Genomic DNA, 18,589 nt, shown 5'->3' with positions numbered 1-18,589 from the left:
TTTTTCAATTCTCTTCGTCTAATCGGTAAAAAGCAATAAATATCTACGTATGAAAAAAGTTTTGATGATTATTTTAGGATTATCTGGTCTGGGTCTGAGCGCTCAGAAAAAGTGGTCTTTGAGAGAATGTGTAGATTACGCAGTGGAGCATAATCTTCAGGTTATTCAAAATCAATATTCAAAACAAATTCAGGATGTCAATCTGAAAATTGCTCAGAATAACTATCTTCCGTCGGTTTCTGCCAATGTAGGAAACAATGTAAGTTTCGGGCAGGCTTCTTTAGGTACGGGAAGTATCAGAAACGACAGGTTTAGTAACAATGCAAACATTTCGGCAGATATTTTACTTTACAATAACGGAAGACTTGAAAAAACAGTCAGAAAAACTCAATTTGATGTAGAAGCGAGTCAGTACGATATTGAAACCATTAAAAATGATATTTCTCTTCAGATTGCTCAACAATATTTGACGACTTTACTCAATAAAGAAATCGTAAAGATTTCTCAAAGTGCGACTGAAAATGCCAAAAAACAATTCGACAGAGCAAAAATAACCACAGATGTCGGTACAACAGCTCAAACAATTGTTGCAGAAGCAGAAGCGGCTTGGGCAAGAGAAAAGCAAAACCTGAAAACTGCCGAAATCAATGTTGGTAGAAGTTTGTTTGCATTGGCTCAGCTTTTACAATTACAGGATTATAAAGATTTTGATGTTGAAAACGTAGAAATAGGCGAGCAATTGAGTCCGCAATTAATTTCTGTTGATGATGTACTAAATACCGCTTACGAAAGTCAGCCACAAATAAAAGCGGCCGAAAGCAGAATTAAATCTGCCTTGGCTCAGACTGAAGTTACCCGTACTGCTTTTTGGCCAACGGTGACTGCAAGTATCGGAGTTGGAAGTTTTTATAATAATTTATTGAATACTAGTTTTTCCGGTATAGATCAGTTTGGAAATGCTACCGCAGAGCCAAATTTTTTCAGACAATACAAAGACAATTTTGGTCAGCAGGGTGGAGTTTCGGTAAACATTCCGATTTTCAATAAAGGAATTACAAAGCTTCAGGTAGAGCAGTCTAAAATCAATGAAAGTATTGCCAAAAATTCTTTAGACCAACAAAAACAAACGGTAAAACAAAACGTACAAAAGGCACAATTTGATGTTGATGCTAACTATGAAGTATATTTAGCATCTGTTGAAGCAGAAAAAAGCACCAAACTGGCAATGGAATTTGCAGATAAAAGCTATGCGGCAGGTCGTACAACAATTTATGATTTAAATGTTGCCAGAAACAACTACGCAAACGCTCAGGGTTCGGTAGAACAAGCAAAATATAATTATCTTTTCAGTCTTAAATTATTGAATTTCTATGCAGGAATTCCATTAAGTTTGTAAAATGTCTATTCAGTCTTTAGAAAAATATTTACCTCAAAACACTCTAAATCATTTAAGGAATTGGTTTTCTGATTATTCTATTCATATTAAAATTACAAGAAATAGAAATTCTAAGCTTGGAGATTACCGTAAACTTCGTGATCTTTCTCATGAAATAACGATCAATTCAACATTGCAGCCGCAGCTTTTTTTCTTCGTACTGACTCACGAATTGGCTCATTTAATTGCCTTCGAAAAATTCGGAAGAAGAATTTCTCCTCACGGAAATGAATGGAAGCATACTTTCAGAATCATGCTTTTGGAAAGTCTGGAAGTGTACGAAGATGATTTAAAACCGATTATTCTTAAATTTTCGAAATCACCAAAGGCCAATTTCATGGCAAGCCCAGATTTGGTGAAGTATTTTCACATTGAAAACCAAGATGATGATGAAATTTATATAGAGCAAATTACGAAAGGTGAACATTTCATTTATCGGGATCAAAAGTATTTATTGGAGGGTCTGATTAAAAAAAACTATCTTTGTCTTAATCTGGCTACAGGAAGGAAGTACTCTTTCAAACCTTTGGCGAGAGTGAAAAAATGCAGTTAAATATGTCAAAATCAGATAAATACTGTGTGATTATGGCGGGAGGAATCGGTAGTAGATTCTGGCCTCTGAGCACACAGAAATTCCCAAAACAATTTCAGGATATTTTAGGAACGGGTCGTACCATGATTCAGCAGACTTACGACAGAATAAGTAAGGTGATTCCTAATGAGAATATATTTGTGATTACGAATAAAGAATATGTACATCTTTCTCATCAGCAGTTGCCGGAGATTCCTGCAGAAAATGTTGTTGGTGAACCTTTGATGAAAAACACTGCCGCCTGTAATCTTTACATGGCCAACAAAATCGCAGAGGTTAATCCTGATGCGACGATGATAGTGCTTCCTGCAGACCATTTAATCTTAAAAGAAGAAACGTTTTTAGAAAAGGTAGAGTTGGCATTTAACATTGCTTCCACACACGATTATTTGGTGACTTTGGGTATTACACCCACAAGACCAGATACCGGTTATGGCTATATTCAGTTTGTTGAAAAGAAAGATTCTGATTATTATAAAGTTAAAACTTTCACAGAAAAACCAATGCTGGAAATAGCTAAAAGCTTTCTGGAAAGTGGTGATTTCCTTTGGAATGCTGGTATTTTTATCTGGAATGTAAATTCTATCCACAAGGCGTTTGAAATGTTTCTTCCGGAAATGACTCAACAGTTCACCGCGTGTGAATATAATGCTGAAGCCGAGGAAAGCTGTATTGAGCTTATTTATCCTAAAATTCAAAAAATATCCATTGATAACGGGATTTTAGAAAAAGCAAAAAACGTATATGTTATTCCTGCAGATTTGGGTTGGAGTGATCTCGGAACATGGACTTCAGTTTTTGAAAACAGCGAAAGAGACGAAAACGATAATGCAGTGAACATCAAAACTGCCCTTACTTACGATTCTACGGGCAATATTATTCATGTGAAAAATAATAAAGCGGTCGTTATAGACGGATTAAAGGATTTTATCGTTGTAGATACAGACAAAGTTTTATTGATTTGCCCAAGAGAACACGATCAGCAGATCAAAGACTATGTTTTAGATTTAAAAAGCCTTAAAAAAGGTGAAAAATATATGTAAAGCAATGGCACAGTTTCTGCCGCAATCTCAGCTATGGTAAGATATCAAAACCGCATTTTCCTTTCTGTTTTTCTATTCTTAGGAATTACAGTATTTTCACAAACTAAGAAGAAATTCTCGAGTGTTGAAGGAGTTTTAGCTCGGGTTATCCCTAACGATAAAATTGATTTTTGGACGTTGATCCATAACAGTTATGGTAAGAATCGAGAAGTGAGAATTTCGGGTACAAAGAAAGATTATGTGCCTCAGTTTTCAGGTTTTAATTTGAGTCCGGCAGAAGATAGTTTTTACTACATCGTGTATTCCAGTGTGGGGAAATTGAATTACATCACAGAAATTAAAGATTTAAAAGATTTTTTAGGAAAAATCGATAATGCTGATGAAGCAGCTTTATCTGCCGTTCTTGACGGTTATATGATTGACGAGCAGTTTGTAGACGTTGCCGCTAATTATTATGAAGATAAAGACAATTATTATCTTGATTTAGGAAAAGTAACCTCTAAAGAGTGCCCTTATCAGAAAAATCATTTTACTCTTACAGTAAATAAGTCGACCGGTATCGTTTCAAATGTGAAAGACAATGGTACCTACATCGAACTTTACAAAAAAAATTGCACCAATAATCCACGATTGTTAAAAATCGAAAAGAAAGAAGAACCTAAAGATGAGCCAAAGAAAAAGCCTGTCAAAAAACGGAAATAAAGTTTACGAAACCGAAAGATTGATCATTCGTCCGATGTCTTTGGACGATGCAGATCTTATTTTGGAGCTTTATAATATGCCTAACTTTATTAAGTTCATTGGCAACCGTAACATACATTCTCTTACTGATGCCGAAAATTATATTAAAGCTAAATTTCTTCCGCAGTTTGAAAAATTGGGATTTGGGAATTATTTAATTGAATTAAAAGAAGGAAATATCAAAATCGGTGGAGTGGGAATCTTTGAAAGGGAAGGTTTAGATATCGTTGATATTGGCTTTTCTGTTTTGGAAAGATTTGAAGGCAAAGGATATATGTTTGAAGCCGCACAAAAAGTAAAATCGATTGGCATGGATGATTTTGGCTTAGATAAAATTTCAGCCATTACATCAAAAGACAACTTTTCTTCTCAAAAATTAATCGAAAGATTAGGATTGAAATTTCAGAAATACGTCACACTTCCCAATGAAGATGAAGAGTTGATGTATTATGAAACGGAATAACTAGGCACGAGATTCACAAATGTTTTCACGAATAACATTAAAAATTTGTGTCATCCGTGAAAACATTTGCGCAATTTGTGTTTAAATTAATTCTCCAGGATTTGTTCAGCCGCAGTTTTAGAAGTCACTTTTTCAATTACTCGTGTGCAAATTCCTTTTTCATCAAAAATAAAAGTGGTTCTTACAATTCCCATATAGGTTTTTCCGAACGTCTTCTTTTCCTGCCAGACCCCGAATTTCTCTATAATATCACGGTTTTCATCTGCAATTAGATCATAAGGAAAGGCAAATTTGTTATGAAAGTTCTTTTGCTTTTTTACCGAATCTCCACTAATACCCAAAAGTTGAAACTCAGCTTTTTCTAATAATGAATAATTATCGCTGAGGTTACACGCTTCTACTGTACATGTCGGAGTATTGGCTTGTGGATAAAAGAAAATAACCAATTTCTTTCCAATTAATTTTTCCGAATTTACGGTTTCTCCATCTTGATTGATTCCTTCAAAATTGGGTAATTTATCTCCTACTTTCAGCATAATGATTTATTTTTGTTCAAATTTAATGGTTACATGACAAAAAAGCAAAGAGCAGAGCTTGTTCAGATAGAATTAGAGAAATTATATCCGACCGTTCCCATTCCTTTGGAGCACTCAGATCCGTTTACTTTAATGGTTGCGGTAGCACTTTCTGCGCAGACTACCGATAAAAAAGTGAATCAGGTGACACCAGAACTTTTTGCTGTAGCAGGAACACCGCAAAGAATGGCAAAGCTGGAGGAATTTCAAATTAAAGAGCTCATCAAAGAAATCGGACTTTCCAATACGAAAGCTAAAAACCTGAAAAGAATGGCTGAACTCCTTTTGGAAAGACATAATGGAGTAGTGCCACAAACCTATGAAGAGCTTGAAGCACTTCCCGGAGTGGGTCACAAAACTGCTTCTGTCGTGATGAGCCAAGGTTTCGGATTTCCTGCTTTTCCAGTCGATACGCACATTCACAGATTAATGACACAATGGAAGTTGACTTCTGGAAAAAACGTTGTAGAAACTGAAAAGGATGCTAAAAACCTTTGGAAAGAAGCAGTCTGGAATAAACTACATCTTCAGATTATTTTTTACGGAAGAGAGTATTCTCCCGCAAGAGGAAAGGGTGAGAAAGATTTCATTACAAAAATGATGTTCGAGAAATAATAAAATTTTAGCAGTCACAAAATTCCCCTCCCTTGGAGGGGTAGCTAAAATTCAAAGAATTTTTGACGGGGTGGCTTTAGAATAAAAAAATTTAAAAACTACTTGGCATCCAACAATCTTCTGTGATAATTGATCTGCCCCAAATGATAACTCAAATGTCCAAACAAATGAATCAGAAAATATTCTGTTGTCATTGGATAGCCTAAAGCTTCAAAAGAATATTCTTTTTTCAAATCGTCCTCTGATAATTGATCAAGCGAAGAATGTATAACCTCAATAGTTTTTTCAATTTGCAGAATCAATTCGGTTCTTGGAATATTTTTTAATGAAAATTCAAGCTCCCTATTTCTTATATAACCAGAATTCCCCAAAATAGCTCCGATAAAATGATTAAGATTTCCAACCAAGTGAAGGCAAAGATTTCCTGCGGAATTTAAAATGTTTTTATCAATTTTCCAAAGTGCTTCTTCGTTTTGGTAAGATTCAATTTCTGTTTTTAATTTATTTAAATCTCTTGTGTAAAGTGATTTTAAAGATTCTGTTATCATTTTGCTTATTTAATTTTAGTTCTAAAATAGCCCTTGAATTCTTTGTTAATATGATTTTCAACGGTTGCGTGATAATAAATAGCTCCGTAAATACTATCATTTTTGCTAAACCGATCATTATTTAGTACTAATTTTTGAAGAATAGGTTTTGCAGACAAAAACTTATCCTCACCCTTTAATGTTTTTGGATCAACATCTTTAACGAAAAACTGACCGTCAAAAACTTTGATTAGGACGCCATTGCCAAAATACTTATTGCTGTTATTTAGCGAAATATTAAGCGTGTCATTTTCAATGGTAGCATTCGCTTTATAATTGTCAAATTTCGTTGCTAAATTATATCCACTAACAGTTTGAACGATATATGCAGTTCTGGTTTTGCTTTCGACAACTTCGCTTCTAAATAATTTTAATTCAGAAATCTTTGCAAGACGTTTAATAGTATCGTTATTAATGAGATTTTTATCAATAATAAACTTGTCGTAAGACTTCTTTTCATCAGTTTTACAGCTGATTATCATTGTTAAAGCAAGCAAGATTAAACTGTTTTTCATTAAATTATTTCTGCTTCTTCGCCCAAAGCTCCATTTTCCTATTCAAAACATCCAGCGGAAGACAACCTTGGCTTAAAAGTTCATCATGGAATTTTGCAAGATTAAATTTATTTCCGAGCTGCTTTTGATATTGTTCTCTCAATTCACGAATTCTCAATGAACCGATTTTGTAGCCCAAAGCCTGTCCAGGCATTGCCATATATCTTTCTACTTCTGCAGTTGCGCCAGCTTCGTCGTAAGCAATGTTGCTCAGAAAATAAGTGATTGCCTCTTCTCTCGTCATTTTTCCGGTGTGAATTCCGGTGTCGACAACCAAACGAACGGCTCTCAACATTTGGTCGCTCAGATACCCCATTTTTTGGTAAGGATCAGTGTACAATCCAAATTCAGGACCTAACGTTTCACAATAATGAGCCCAGCCTTCGCCATAAGCTCCGAACCAGCCGAATCTCATAAACTTTGGAAGTTTCGTGTTTTCCTGCTGTAGAGAAACCTGATAATGGTGTCCCGGAATGGCTTCATGTAAGAAAAGTGATTCCATTCCAGAAGTAACGTTGAATTTTGAAGGGTCGGGAAGTGGCATGTAGAAAATTCCCGGTCTTTTTCCATCCGGAGTTCCCTGAATATATTCTGCACTCGCACTGGCTTCTCTGAATTTTTCGGTCTGTCTGATTTCAAATTTTGTTTTTGGGGTTACGCTAAACATCGTTTTCAACTTCGGAGTGATCTTCGCTAAGATCCCATTAAAACCATCTAAAACTTCTTTCGAGGTTTTGTAAGGCATCGCTTTCGGGTCTGTTGTCACTGAAGAGATGAACTCTTCAAGGGTTCCGGTAAAGCCAACCTGCTGTTTTACTTTTTCCATTTCTGCACGAAGCATGGCGACTTGTTGTTGTCCGATTTTGTTGATTTCCTCAGGTGTTTTGTTGGTAGTTGTCCAGCTTTTCACATAATATTTGTAGATGTTTTCTCCTTTAGGAAGGCTATTGTAACCATCTGTTTCTCTGGATTTAGGCAAGTATTCTTTCTCTAAAAATTCCCCCATTTTTATATACACAGGGATGATGTTTTTGGCCACTGCATCTTCGTAAAGTTTAGTAAATTTTTCTTTCTGTTCAGCAGTGAAATTTTTAGGGAAATTCTTTATTGGTCCGGAGAAAATGTTTTTATCAAAATCAGATGTGATGATTTCTTCCGCTTTCATCTGCGGGATCATTTTCAGAACCAGCTTTCTCGGAAGAACAATTTTATTGGTCATTCCTTCACGGAAGTTTTCTGTGGCAGCATTCATCCATTCCGGGAATTTCTCCATTCTTTTTAACCAGTCTTCATAATCTTTTTCAGTATTAAAAGGCTGGCTTCCTTGTCCGCTTCCATACAAAGGAAAATTCAACGGAAGTCCCCCAAACTGAGTGAAAGGAATATATTCCGGATGATAAGCGTAGGCTTCGATTTTATCTTTTAAAGAATAATCCAAAACATCATAAACTACTTTGTCTTCACCTGAAAGGGCTTTATAATCAACGTTTTCAAGCTGAGTTTGTACAGAATGGTAAAAAGCAATTTCACCCGAAATAAAATCTTTGTCAATGTTAATTGGCAATTGGTCATTATATCTCAAATCTCCCTGTGAAGTGGCTTCCAAAGGATATAATTTTAAATACTGCTCGTAATAGTTTGCAGCAATAGAATCCAGATTAGTTGGGGTAATTTTCGTTAGAGGCGAATCTGTCTTTCTGCAAGAAGCAAGACTTACTATTAAACCTAATCCCAATACAGCTTTTGATACGATGTTTTTCATTATGAAATCTTTAAAACACAAAAATAAAGAATATTAGCTCAAAACAGATTTGAAGAATCGTTATTTATAAAAAAATAATTTTGAAAATATTTTAAACATTCATACAATTTTTATCTTTGCCTAAAGCGTTTAACTATCATACTATTACAGTTCTTTTTAAGAAATAATGAAAGGGATTTTAAAAATTTACCATCCGGACGAAACATTGAAGTACAATATAAAAAGCACTTACTGCAAGGCTGTTTATAGTAATCAAGAACATTTTCTAGAAGTAGAAATCATTACGGACGACGGGCTCGATCATGTAGAGGATGATTCTTTACAATACAATTTTCCTCAGCTTTCTTTGGAAATAATTGAATTTCCAATAGATTCTTCTGAGATCGAAGGAAAAACATTTGCCATCAACGATTCTGAAGATGAAATATTTACCGAAGTAGATTTGTTTGATGATGAAGAAGCTTTCATTTATGATAACGAACTTGTGTTTGATAAAAATGAAGAAGGCGAGCTTCAGGTAACTTGGAAAGGAAACATCGACGATTTCTACACAGGATCTGATAATCCACTTCCTTTTAGGCTTAAATGCGAGTTTACTCCAGATGAAATCATCGTAGACGAAGACTAATCGTTACCCAATATTCACTATAAATTTCTTTTCAAATATTTTTGGAAAGAAATTTGCTGTTTTTAGGCGGGATATTTATTTTAAACTCATATTTTAAGCTTATTTTAAGATAAGTATTGATAATATTCCTTTATTTTTGTCGTTCAAACCATTATAAATAAACTAATTGATGCTGTTAACGGAACTTACTCAGATTTTATTTGCACAGGTCGCTGTACCTGCAGTGCCTGTTGAAAAACTTGAATTTTCATTTTGGGACATCTTGTTTCATGGTGGTGCTTTTGCTAAAATAGTAATGGCAATTGTTTTGGCGCTGGGTGTTTTCTCAGTGTATCTTTTCTTTGAAAGATTTTTCTACATCAGAAGAATGACGACAAAGACAGATTCAAACTTCATGAATAACATTGAAGACTTCATCAGAGATGGGAAAATTGAGGCAGCAGCAGATTATTGCAAAACACAAAACTCTCCAGAATCCAGAATTTTAGAAAAAGGAATTTCAAGATTGGGAAGACCGGTTTCAGATATTGTAAGTGCGATGGAATCTCAGGCTCAAATCGAGGTGGCCAACATGGAAAAAAACCTGAATCTTTTGGCAGTTGTGCCGAGTATTGCGCCGATGTTAGGACTTTTGGGAACGGTTATCGGGATGATCATTGCTTTCTTTGATTTGTCGCATGCTGAAGGAGCTTTTTCTCCAAAAACATTATCTGAAGGTATTTATACAGCATTAGGACAAACAGCTGTTGGTTTGGCGGTGGCAATTCCGGCAAACTTTTTCTACAATATCTTGCTGACAAGAATTGATAAATTCGTTTTGAGAACACAAAATGTTTCGGGAGAATTTTTAGATTTAATTAATAAACCTTTGTAATATTCAAGTATGAAAATTCAAAGAAGAAATAAAGCACATCCGGAATTCAGCTTAGCGGCGATGACCGACGTTATTTTGCTGATGCTGATCTTTTTTATGATCACCTCTTCGGCAGCTAATCAAAGTGCGATTGATGTGAAACTTCCTCAAACAGGAAGTGTGGAAGATAATATTCCGAATCCGATGACGGTAAGCGTAAAGCCAGATGGTTCATATTATGTGGATGACAAACCTGTTGCGAGAGAATTGGTAGAGCAAACGATTGTGTCTGACCTTCAAAGTAAATCTGCAAAGTCATTTACGATAAGAGCAGACGAAAGTACCATGCATAAAGATGTGGTTTTTTTAATGGAAATTGCAGAAAAGCATAAATTGAATATTGCCATTGCAACGGTAAAAGAATAAATCAAAATGAGAGGTTACACGATAAATAGAGAAGAAGAAAAAAGAGACAAACTGAAGAGTGCAGGACTATCTGTTCTTATTTGGTCTGCCATTCTGTTGTTCGTTTTTATCTATAAAATGAAACCTACAGAGCGACCAAAAGAAACGGAATTAGTCACTACGATGCTTGTCAATTTTGGAGATAACAGAAACGGAGCAGGAATTGACGAACCAGCCAATCAGGAAGGAAGTTTGGCAGCTAAGACTGAAGAAAACGCACCTGAACCGGTAGAAAATGTGGTTTCTGAACCGAAAACTGTCATTACTCCAGATCCAAAACCTGAAGCTAAGAAAACCGAGGTAAAAGATAAAATCATTACTGGTACTAATTCTAAAGTTGCAGTTCCAAAAAAGGAAGATTCAAAAACAAATAAAAAATCAATAGCAACTTCTACGACAAAAACCAAAGCTAAAAGCTCTGCCACAACCGCCAATTCAAAAGCAGGAAATGGTGATGGAAAAGGAACCGCAGCAATCGGGAATTTAATCAAAGGTCGTGGCACAAAAGCCGGAAGCCAGGGAACAGGCGACGGAATCGGTAACAACGGCGATCCTTTAGGCGGTGACGGAAACGGTGACAGCAAAGTGGGAATCGACAGAAGATTAGTAGGCTATATTCCCGGAACAATGGGAAGAGGCGGTGCTCAACCGAGTCACAGTTGCTCTGCAAGTGGCTCAATCACGATTTCTTACATCGTTGATAAAGCCGGGAATGTTTCGTCAGCGAGAAGATCAGGTGGAGTTTCAGATCCTTGTGTAGTTTCAACTTCCGTAAGTTGGGTTAAAAAATATGTAAAGGCTGAGAAAGCTAGCGTTTCTTCCACCGGAAGCTACAGCATTACATTCTAAAAATACAAAAGCACTTTATTCAAGTGCCTTTTTTTATTTCGTTGATTCTATTGATAATGGGAAGGGAGAATATTCCGCTGGTCTGAAGATATAATTGGTAAAAGACGATGGCTTTTTCTGAAAAATCCTTGTTGTAAGTTTCTTTTGCTTTCGCATAAAAAAGATGACCTAAAAGTTCAAAATACGGAATATGGTGATTACTTTCTTTTTCATGAATTGATTGTGTAATTTCTTCGGCAGATTTTGAAGAAAGTTCATCAAAACTCATCTTAAAAGTGTCGTTCATATTGGTGTCGAAAATTCTTTGCTGATCGGAAATTTTTTCTTCATTTTCACCTAAAATTCTTTTAGTAAGAAATTCAGAGAATTGTTTTACAATGCGAAGAATGTAGTCTTTATCGTGTATCATATTTTTTATTTTTAATTATTAAAAATTTTATTTAAAATATTAGTATTTATTATCTATAAAAAATGCTATAGAAAGAATGCTACCAATAATGAAAATAAGCATAGAAAAGATAAAATCTTTTTGAGTGGATTTTCTGTTTTCTATCTGACTATACCTATGAAAAGCTTGTCTATAGACAAGTAGCGGAATAAATTCTTTTTTATAAATCCATTTAAATATCAACCGAGTGATTTGTGTGAAAACATAAGTGAATAGTGGCAAAATTGAAGTTATTAAATCTTCCTTAATTATGATCCAATATATACAAATTGAGATCCAAATTAAGGAGAAATATACATTCCTAAATCTATCTGATAATGGAGATGAGAGTGGAATCCACCATAGAACTACTAAGACTATTGAACCTATAATGTTAGTAGCTTCTGAATAAATATCATTAAACTTAAAATAATAGATAATAGTTTCTGATAATATAATTAAACTAAGAAAAGCTATTTCGCATAGGGTTAAGGATTTTAAGAAAAATCCCAATTTTATATTTTTCAACTTTAAAAAAATTCTTTCTTAATATTAGTTACAAGTGACAGTTAAGCAAAAAACAAATACGCCAATCCAATTGCAGTAATTACGCCCACCAAATCAGCCAAAAGCATAGCAATTACCGTATATCTTGTATTCTTCACGGCTACTGCTCCAAAATAAACCGCAATCACATAAAACGTCGTATCTGAGCTTCCCTGAAGAACAGCTGCCAATTTCCCCTGAAAACTATCTGCACCGAAAGTTGCCATAGTATCCATCATCATTCCTCTTGCTCCGGAACCCGAAAGAGGTTTGATTAAAGCGGTCGGAAGTCCGTCAACAAATCTTGCGTCTAAGTTAGCTGCGTTAACCAACCACTTCATACCGTCGATAATCACTTCAAAAACTCCTGAAGTTCTTAAAAGTGAAATGGCAATCAACATTCCAACAAGATAAGGAATGATTTTCACACTCGTCGTAAAGCCTTCTTTTGCTCCGTCAACGAATGCTTCAAAAACATTAATTTTTTTATAAAGAGCCCCGAGCACAATGGCTAAGAAGATAAAAAGGATCAGCCCATTACTTAAAACCTGACTGAAAATATCTAAATTTTCTTTGCTAAGTCCTGTGAGGTAATAAACAAGAAGTCCAACCAACAAAGAAATCCCACCGACGTAGGCCAAAAGTACAGGCTGCAACAGATTTATTTTCTGATAAATTGAAACAATGATCATAGCCGCTAAAGTCGCCGCAAAGGTTGCGATCATGCAATAAAGAAATATGTCTGTAGGGTTTTTTGAACCAGCAGAAGCCCTCAAAGCAATGATAGAAACGGGAATCAACGTCATTCCTCCTGCGTGAAGGCAGAGAAACATAATCTGAGAATTGCTTGCCGTATCTTTATTTGGATTTAAAGTCTGTAAACTTTCCATTGCTTTTAAACCAAATGGCGTTGCCGCATTGTCTAAACCTAAAAGGTTGGCGCTGAAATTCATCAGCATATGCCCAAACGCTGGATGGTTTTTTGGAATTTCGGGAAATAATTTTGAGAAAAAAGGCTGTATTAAACGGCTTAAAAGATTAATTCCACCGGCTTTTTCGGCAATACTCATGAATCCCATAAATAAAGCCATAATTCCAATTAAACCTAAACATATTTTAACAGCAGTTTCGGAAGTTCCGATGACACCATCTGCTTCCTGTACACGGTAAACCTGAACGTTCTGTTTCAGAGAATCGGTTTTATAATGAATTCTGCTGTCTGCAAAATCATTTTTCTTCATCAGACTGTCTCTTACAATAGGAGAAAGGGCACTGATGTTTTGTGTTGCCACTTGTACTGTGTCGCCACCTTTTCCTACAACCATATCATTGAAAATGGTTTTGTAGTGGCTAGACGAAATGTATTTTATACTGGCAATGGCGATGGCGATGATAATGAAGGCCGACCAAATTCTGCTGAGAACCATTTGATTAAATTAATTGTTTAAACTTAGTTAAAAATATTTTAAACTGCAAAAGTCACAAAGTTTGTAAAATGTATTATCAGGATGAGAGACAGAAAATTATTTTTCATCCAAATAAACTAATTCTCCCGCAAAATCATCATCCAGATTTTTCAAAATCTTCGCGTTTGCAGTTTTCTTTTTTAATTCTTCAATAAAGAAATTTTTCTCAAAAAACTGACGGTGAATTCCAGGTAAAAGTTCCATGAAATAATCCATACCGATTTTATTGTTGTGGAGATCCATTTTGGTTTCTAAAGGTTGATTTGGAAATAATTCTTCATGCAAATCTGTAATTTTCTTGCAAAAATCCAACGCTTTTTCTGGCGAAGAAATTTTGCTGCAATACATCATGATCAGGCAACACCAAAGCGAGTGTCTGAAAGCATTTCCCTCGCCATTGTTAGATGCTGTTTTGGGATATAATTTTTGTGCAATAGAAAAAGCTTTTACCGTTGCATAAAAACTCAAAATTGAAAATAGGGGATGAGGTAAAATAGCAGATAAGAGCTTAAGAATTTTCTTAAAACTCATGCTTCTGATTGTGTTGAAAATTACTTTAAAAGTCCTCATAAAATAAAAATCTCTCCCGAATAGAGAGAGATTGTATAATTTTTAGTTTAAATTTTAAGCTTTTGCGGCTAATAAATTCACTGTTTTAGAAACTACTTCTTTGATTTCAGTTCTTTTTACAATGAAATCCACAAAACCTTTTTCCTGCAAGAATTCTGATGTCTGGAAACCTTCCGGTAAATCTCTACCGATGGTTTCACGGATAACTCTTGGTCCTGCAAATCCGATCAATGCTTTTGGTTCAGCCATGATGATGTCTGCGGTCATTGCAAAAGATGCGGTAATTCCACCGAAAGTTGGGTCACAAAGATAAGCAATGTATAAAAGGCCTGCTTCTGAAAGTTGAGCTAGTTTTGACTGCACTTTTGCCAATTGCATTAAAGAATACGTTGCTTCCTGCATTCTCGCACCTCCAGACTGACAAATGATCATGTACGGAAGTCTTTTTTCGATACAGTAATCAATAGCTCTTCTGATTTTTTCACCCATTACAGAACCTAAAGATCCTCCGATGAAAGCAAAATCCATACAAGAAACCACCATTTCAGTTCCGTTTACAGTTCCAACTCCGTTTCTGATAGAATCCGTAAGTTTTGTTTTGGCTTTCACTTCTTTCAGACGGTCTGTGTATGATTTAGTATCTTTAAATTGAAGCATGTCAATACTTTCAACATTCGCATCGAGCTCAGTGAATTTTCCTTCGTCAAAAAGAATACTGAAAAACTCAGCACTTCCTATTCTTACATGAAATCCGTCTTCAGGAGAAACATAATTGTTTTTCTTTAGTTCATCGTGTTCCACAACTTTTCCTGACGGAGTCTGATGCCAAAGACCTTTTGGTACGTCTTTTTTGTCATCAGTAGAAGTGGTAATATTTTGTGCTTTTCTTTTAAACCAGTCGAATGCCATAACTATATAATTGATGTATAATAAATGATAAAAGATGAGGAAAGCGTTTAAAAATCACTTATCGCTCATCTTTTATCAATTATAATTTATTTAAGCGTATTTACGTTATTTAAATCTTCAAATGCTCTTACCAATCTTTTAGAGAAAGTTTCTTCACCTTTTCTTACCCAAACTCTTGGGTCATAGAATTTTTTATTAGGCTTTTCTTCTCCGTCAGGATTTCCGATTTGAGTTTTCAGATATTCTACATTTTCTACCATGTAATCTCTGATTCCTTCTGTGTAAGCAAACTGAAGATCGGTATCAATATTCATTTTAATTACCCCGTAATCAATTGCTTCTCTGATCTCTTCTAAAGTAGAACCTGAACCACCGTGGAATACGAAATTGATCGGCTTATCAGCAGTTCCGAATTTCTCCTGAACAAATTTCTGAGAGTTATCTAAGATTTTCGGAGTCAAAACTACGTTTCCTGATTTGTAAACTCCGTGTACGTTTCCAAAAGCTGCTGCAATGGTGAAGTTGTCAGAAATTGCTTTCAGTTTTTCGTATGTGTAAGCTACATCTTCAGGCTGAGTATATAATTTTGAGTTGTCAATGTCAGAATTGTCAACACCATCTTCTTCACCTCCCGTTACTCCAATTTCAACTTCTAAAGTCATCTGCATTTTTGCCATTCTTTCGAAATATTCAGCAGAAATCTCAAGGTTTTCTTCTAAAGATTCTTCAGAAAGATCAAGCATGTGAGAAGAGTAAAGAGATTTTCCGGTTTGTTTGAAAAATTCTTCGTTAGCTTCCATCAAGCCATCGATCCAAGGCAATAATTTTTTTGCAGCGTGATCGGTATGTAAAATTACTGTCGCTCCGTAAGCCTCAGCAAGGGTATGGATATGTCTAGCTCCTGCGATGCCACCTAAAATAGCTGATTTCTGAGCATCATTGCTAAGTCCTTTTCCAGCGTTGAAAGATGCTCCACCGTTAGAAAACTGAATGATGACAGGTGAGTTTAGTTTTGCTGCAGTTTCCATTACTGCGTTGACGTTGCTAGAACCGATTACGTTCACTGCAGGCAATGCAAATTTGTTTTCTTTAGCATACTGAAAAATATCTGTAACTAACTGACCTGTGGCAACTCCTGCCGGGAAAATTCTGCTCATGTTTTACTTTATTATTATATTAGGATGTTTTTTGAAAATTCTTGTAAAGATAATCAATTTTGAGAAATTACTAATTTCTTTTATCTCGTCCCCAAAGTAGCTTTTGGCGAATGGTTTCATAGAAACTTAAATTGTTCGGCTGCACCAATAATAGCTGGAAACTTGCTTTTCTGATTACAATTTCCTTATCAGTTTCAATATGAATTAATCTTGAATCTAATGAAAGAGAATATTGTGGAACCCTGCTTTCTACTTTAAATTTAATTTCAACCTTATCATTCACAACCAAAGGTCTTACATTTAAATTGTGCGGCGCAATTGGAGTGATGACAAAGTTTTCGTTATTAGGAGAAATGATCGGTCCGCCACAACTTAACGAGTAAGCCGTAGAACCTGTCGGTGTAGAAACAATCACACCGTCACCCCAGAAAACATTAAGAAATTCATTGTTGATGTAAGAATCCACCGTTACCATTGATGTCGTTTCTTTTCTGGAAATCGTGACATCATTTAAAGCATATGGAAAAAATTCGTCAGATTTTGGAGAAACAACTTCGATCACTGATCTTCGGCTGGTTTTAACATCACCTTTCAAAATAGAGTCTAATTCTTTGAAGGCTTCTTCTTTGGTAAAGCTTGCCAAAAATCCAAGTCTTCCCGTGTTTACACCAACGACAGGGATTTCAAGGTCTTCAATGAACGTCAATGAATTAACAATCGTTCCGTCGCCACCAAAGGTGAAGAAAAGATCAATTTCTCTGTCGATTAGATCCTGCTTGTTGCCAAAAGTCTCAAATATTTTTGAAAATTGAAGCGCTTCAGCCATCTCGTCAAACAAAACAGATTTTACGCCTCTGCTTTCCAGTTCAGAAATAAATTTGCTTAAATATAAAAAAGTATCAAGATCTTTTTTCTGAGAATATATGGCTGCCTTCATATTATATTTCGATAAATTTTTGTAAAAAACCTAAACGGTCTTTGAAAAGATCTGTTTTCTCATCAGAATAATATTTTTCAACAATTCTGTAATCATAACGGTCAAAAGTAGCATCAATTGAAGCTAAATTTTCGTTGCTGATTTTAATGGTGATGTGAATAAATTCGTCTGACATGAAACTGATAAATCCGCCGTAGAACTTCGAGTTGTTGCTCTCAACGATGTTTGCAATTTCGGTCATTGAATATTTTCTTGCCGGAGTTTCTATGGTTAGAGTTGCGCCGCTTTCCGAAAACAGAGGGTATTTTGAAAAAGTTTGGAAAACATCATCACAACAGATGTATCCCAGATATTTCTCGTTTTTATTGATCACCGGGATCACGTTGGCATTGAATGTATAAAACAACCGGATGCTGTCCATGATATTATTATCCTCCAAAATGGCGAAGCGCTCGATCTGATGTTCGAGATTTTTCAAAGTTCCTTCTTCTTCATAAAGAAAGTCTTTGGCGATGGCTCCGTAAAAATGGTGTGATTTTTTAATGAAAATATGCGTATATCCAAATGCTTCTAGGGTTTCTCTAGCTGATTCGATAGAGTCAGTCAGATGAAAACACGGAAAATCTTTTGAGATATAGTCCTTGATAAACATTGTGCTAATTTATAAAATTTTAAACGAAACGTTTGTTATAAAAGTACGTTATTTTCAGAAAAATTTAAAAAAGCAAAAATAAATTTTGTTGGTGTAAGATAAAAAATTATCTTTGTCGCCTTTCATTTTTACTTTTTATTAGATTTATTTCAAACTGCACTGTCTTTTGACAGACGCAGTTTTTTTATTTTAGGGCCTTTGCAAATTCCCACATTACAATTCCGCCACATACACTTACATTTAAAGAATGCTTCGTTCCAAGCTGCGGAATTTCAATAAAAGAATCAATATTCTGTAAAGCTTCATCACTGATTCCTTCTACTTCGTTGCCTAAAATCACTGCGTATTTCTTTGAATTGTCAATTTTAAAATCAGTAATCATCGTGCTGTTCGTCGTCTGTTCAATTCCTACAACCTCAAACCCCTGACTTTTTAAATCATTAATCGTGACATTAATATCTGCTTCATGCAGCCAATCCACGCTTTCTGTTGCTCCTAAAGCTGCTTTGTGAATTTCACGGTGTGGCGGTTGCGGCGTGATTCCACACAAAATAATTTTCTGAACCAGAAACGCATCTGCCGTTCTGAAAGTCGCACCCACATTGTGCATACTTCTGATATTATCTAAAACAACCACCAGCGGAATTTTCTCAACCTTTTTAAAAGTTTCTACATCAATTCTGTTGAGTTCTTCTAGTTTTAATTTATTTACCAAAATAATTTGTTTATTTCTTATTTACAATTTACGAATTCTTAATCATGA

22 protein-coding genes are annotated in these 18,589 nt (G+C 35.2%); 10 read left to right on the top strand and 12 right to left on the bottom strand.

All coding sequences use genetic code 11. The annotated features are described in order from the left end of the window. The first annotated feature begins 49 nt into the window (after positions 1 to 49). The 5 genes from EAG08_RS10795 to EAG08_RS10775 are packed head-to-tail and all read left to right on the top strand — an operon-like array spanning position 50 to position 4,274. A complete protein-coding gene (locus EAG08_RS10795) occupies positions 50 to 1,396 on the top strand; it encodes a TolC family protein (RefSeq protein ID WP_129535441.1) in 1,347 nt (448 codons plus the stop codon). 1 nt (position 1,397) lies between these two features. Further along, positions 1,398 to 1,988: a SprT-like domain-containing protein gene (locus EAG08_RS10790; protein WP_129535440.1), complete on the top strand. Its 591-nt coding sequence runs from the start codon at positions 1,398 to 1,400 to the stop codon at positions 1,986 to 1,988. A gap of 2 nt (positions 1,989 to 1,990) precedes the next feature. After that, positions 1,991 to 3,070, top strand: coding sequence for a mannose-1-phosphate guanylyltransferase (locus EAG08_RS10785; RefSeq protein WP_228446504.1), 1,080 nt, complete (start codon positions 1,991 to 1,993; stop codon positions 3,068 to 3,070). Positions 3,071 to 3,103: 33 nt separating this feature from the next. Next, on the top strand, positions 3,104 to 3,772 hold the full coding sequence (locus EAG08_RS10780) for a hypothetical protein (RefSeq protein ID WP_129535439.1): 669 nt from the start codon (positions 3,104 to 3,106) through the stop codon (positions 3,770 to 3,772). Further along, complete coding sequence (locus EAG08_RS10775) at positions 3,735 to 4,274, top strand: GNAT family N-acetyltransferase (protein WP_129535438.1); 540 nt, start codon at positions 3,735 to 3,737, stop codon at positions 4,272 to 4,274. The genes EAG08_RS10780 and EAG08_RS10775 overlap by 38 nt, the downstream gene beginning before the upstream one ends. A gap of 86 nt (positions 4,275 to 4,360) precedes the next feature. On the opposite strand, the gene bcp is transcribed toward EAG08_RS10775, so the two are convergent. Then, the gene (gene bcp / locus EAG08_RS10770) at positions 4,361 to 4,810 is read right to left on the bottom strand and encodes a thioredoxin-dependent thiol peroxidase (protein ID WP_129535437.1); all 450 of its coding nucleotides are present in this window, start codon (positions 4,808 to 4,810) and stop codon (positions 4,361 to 4,363) included. A 33-nt stretch (positions 4,811 to 4,843) separates the two neighbouring features. Between bcp and EAG08_RS10765 the strand changes: the two genes are divergently transcribed. Then, on the top strand, positions 4,844 to 5,464 hold the full coding sequence (locus EAG08_RS10765) for an endonuclease III domain-containing protein (protein ID WP_129535436.1): 621 nt from the start codon (positions 4,844 to 4,846) through the stop codon (positions 5,462 to 5,464). Between the two features lie 98 nt (positions 5,465 to 5,562). Here EAG08_RS10765 and EAG08_RS10760 read toward each other — a convergent pair whose 3' ends face one another. From EAG08_RS10760 to EAG08_RS10750, 3 genes are read right to left on the bottom strand one after another with little or no spacing between them, the layout of a single operon-like run. Beyond that, a complete protein-coding gene (locus EAG08_RS10760) occupies positions 5,563 to 6,012 on the bottom strand; it encodes a DinB family protein (protein ID WP_129535435.1) in 450 nt (149 codons plus the stop codon). 5 nt (positions 6,013 to 6,017) lie between these two features. Further along, positions 6,018 to 6,566, bottom strand: a complete 549-nt coding sequence (locus EAG08_RS10755; RefSeq protein ID WP_129535434.1) for a hypothetical protein — start codon at positions 6,564 to 6,566, stop codon at positions 6,018 to 6,020. A 4-nt stretch (positions 6,567 to 6,570) separates the two neighbouring features. Further along, entirely contained in the window at positions 6,571 to 8,367 is a 1,797-nt protein-coding gene (locus tag EAG08_RS10750) for a DUF885 domain-containing protein (RefSeq protein ID WP_129535433.1), read from the bottom strand. 166 nt (positions 8,368 to 8,533) lie between these two features. Here EAG08_RS10750 and EAG08_RS10745 point away from each other — a divergent pair, with 166 nt between their 5' ends. From EAG08_RS10745 to EAG08_RS10730, 4 genes are all read left to right on the top strand, one after another. Beyond that, entirely contained in the window at positions 8,534 to 8,995 is a 462-nt protein-coding gene (locus EAG08_RS10745) for a hypothetical protein (protein WP_129535432.1), read from the top strand. A 169-nt stretch (positions 8,996 to 9,164) separates the two neighbouring features. Beyond that, on the top strand, positions 9,165 to 9,869 hold the full coding sequence (locus EAG08_RS10740; RefSeq protein ID WP_129535431.1) for a MotA/TolQ/ExbB proton channel family protein: 705 nt from the start codon (positions 9,165 to 9,167) through the stop codon (positions 9,867 to 9,869). 9 nt (positions 9,870 to 9,878) lie between these two features. Then, entirely contained in the window at positions 9,879 to 10,274 is a 396-nt protein-coding gene (locus EAG08_RS10735; RefSeq protein WP_129535430.1) for an ExbD/TolR family protein, read from the top strand. 6 nt (positions 10,275 to 10,280) lie between these two features. After that, positions 10,281 to 11,162, top strand: a complete 882-nt coding sequence (locus EAG08_RS10730; RefSeq protein ID WP_129535429.1) for a ferric siderophore ABC transporter substrate-binding protein — start codon at positions 10,281 to 10,283, stop codon at positions 11,160 to 11,162. Between the two features lie 19 nt (positions 11,163 to 11,181). Here EAG08_RS10730 and EAG08_RS10725 read toward each other — a convergent pair whose 3' ends face one another. From EAG08_RS10725 to EAG08_RS10690, 8 genes are all read right to left on the bottom strand, one after another. Continuing rightward, entirely contained in the window at positions 11,182 to 11,571 is a 390-nt protein-coding gene (locus EAG08_RS10725; RefSeq protein ID WP_129535428.1) for a hypothetical protein, read from the bottom strand. Between the two features lie 587 nt (positions 11,572 to 12,158). After that, positions 12,159 to 13,562 carry a nucleoside recognition domain-containing protein gene (locus tag EAG08_RS10720; RefSeq protein ID WP_129535427.1) on the bottom strand — a complete coding sequence of 468 codons (1,404 nt, stop codon included), beginning with the start codon at positions 13,560 to 13,562 and terminating at the stop codon, positions 12,159 to 12,161. A 96-nt stretch (positions 13,563 to 13,658) separates the two neighbouring features. Then, complete coding sequence (locus EAG08_RS10715) at positions 13,659 to 14,171, bottom strand: DUF6973 domain-containing protein (RefSeq protein ID WP_129535426.1); 513 nt, start codon at positions 14,169 to 14,171, stop codon at positions 13,659 to 13,661. A 54-nt stretch (positions 14,172 to 14,225) separates the two neighbouring features. Continuing rightward, positions 14,226 to 15,080 (bottom strand): acetyl-CoA carboxylase, carboxyltransferase subunit beta, encoded by an 855-nt coding sequence (gene accD / locus EAG08_RS10710; RefSeq protein ID WP_129535425.1) that lies wholly within the window; start codon positions 15,078 to 15,080, stop codon positions 14,226 to 14,228. A gap of 86 nt (positions 15,081 to 15,166) precedes the next feature. After that, on the bottom strand, positions 15,167 to 16,237 hold the full coding sequence (gene fbaA, locus EAG08_RS10705; RefSeq protein ID WP_129535424.1) for a class II fructose-bisphosphate aldolase: 1,071 nt from the start codon (positions 16,235 to 16,237) through the stop codon (positions 15,167 to 15,169). Between the two features lie 70 nt (positions 16,238 to 16,307). Then, on the bottom strand, positions 16,308 to 17,174 hold the full coding sequence (locus tag EAG08_RS10700) for an NAD kinase (RefSeq protein WP_056028055.1): 867 nt from the start codon (positions 17,172 to 17,174) through the stop codon (positions 16,308 to 16,310). Between the two features lies 1 nt (position 17,175). Then, positions 17,176 to 17,826 (bottom strand): CBS domain-containing protein, encoded by a 651-nt coding sequence (locus EAG08_RS10695; protein ID WP_129535423.1) that lies wholly within the window; start codon positions 17,824 to 17,826, stop codon positions 17,176 to 17,178. Between the two features lie 184 nt (positions 17,827 to 18,010). Next, complete coding sequence (locus EAG08_RS10690) at positions 18,011 to 18,541, bottom strand: RNA methyltransferase (RefSeq protein WP_129535422.1); 531 nt, start codon at positions 18,539 to 18,541, stop codon at positions 18,011 to 18,013. Positions 18,542 to 18,589 lie beyond the last annotated feature (48 nt).

It is taken from the genome of Chryseobacterium sp. 3008163, from assembly GCF_003669035.1.
Lineage (GTDB): Bacteria > Bacteroidota > Bacteroidia > Flavobacteriales > Weeksellaceae > Chryseobacterium.
This window is presented reverse-complemented; position numbering and strand designations above follow the sequence as displayed.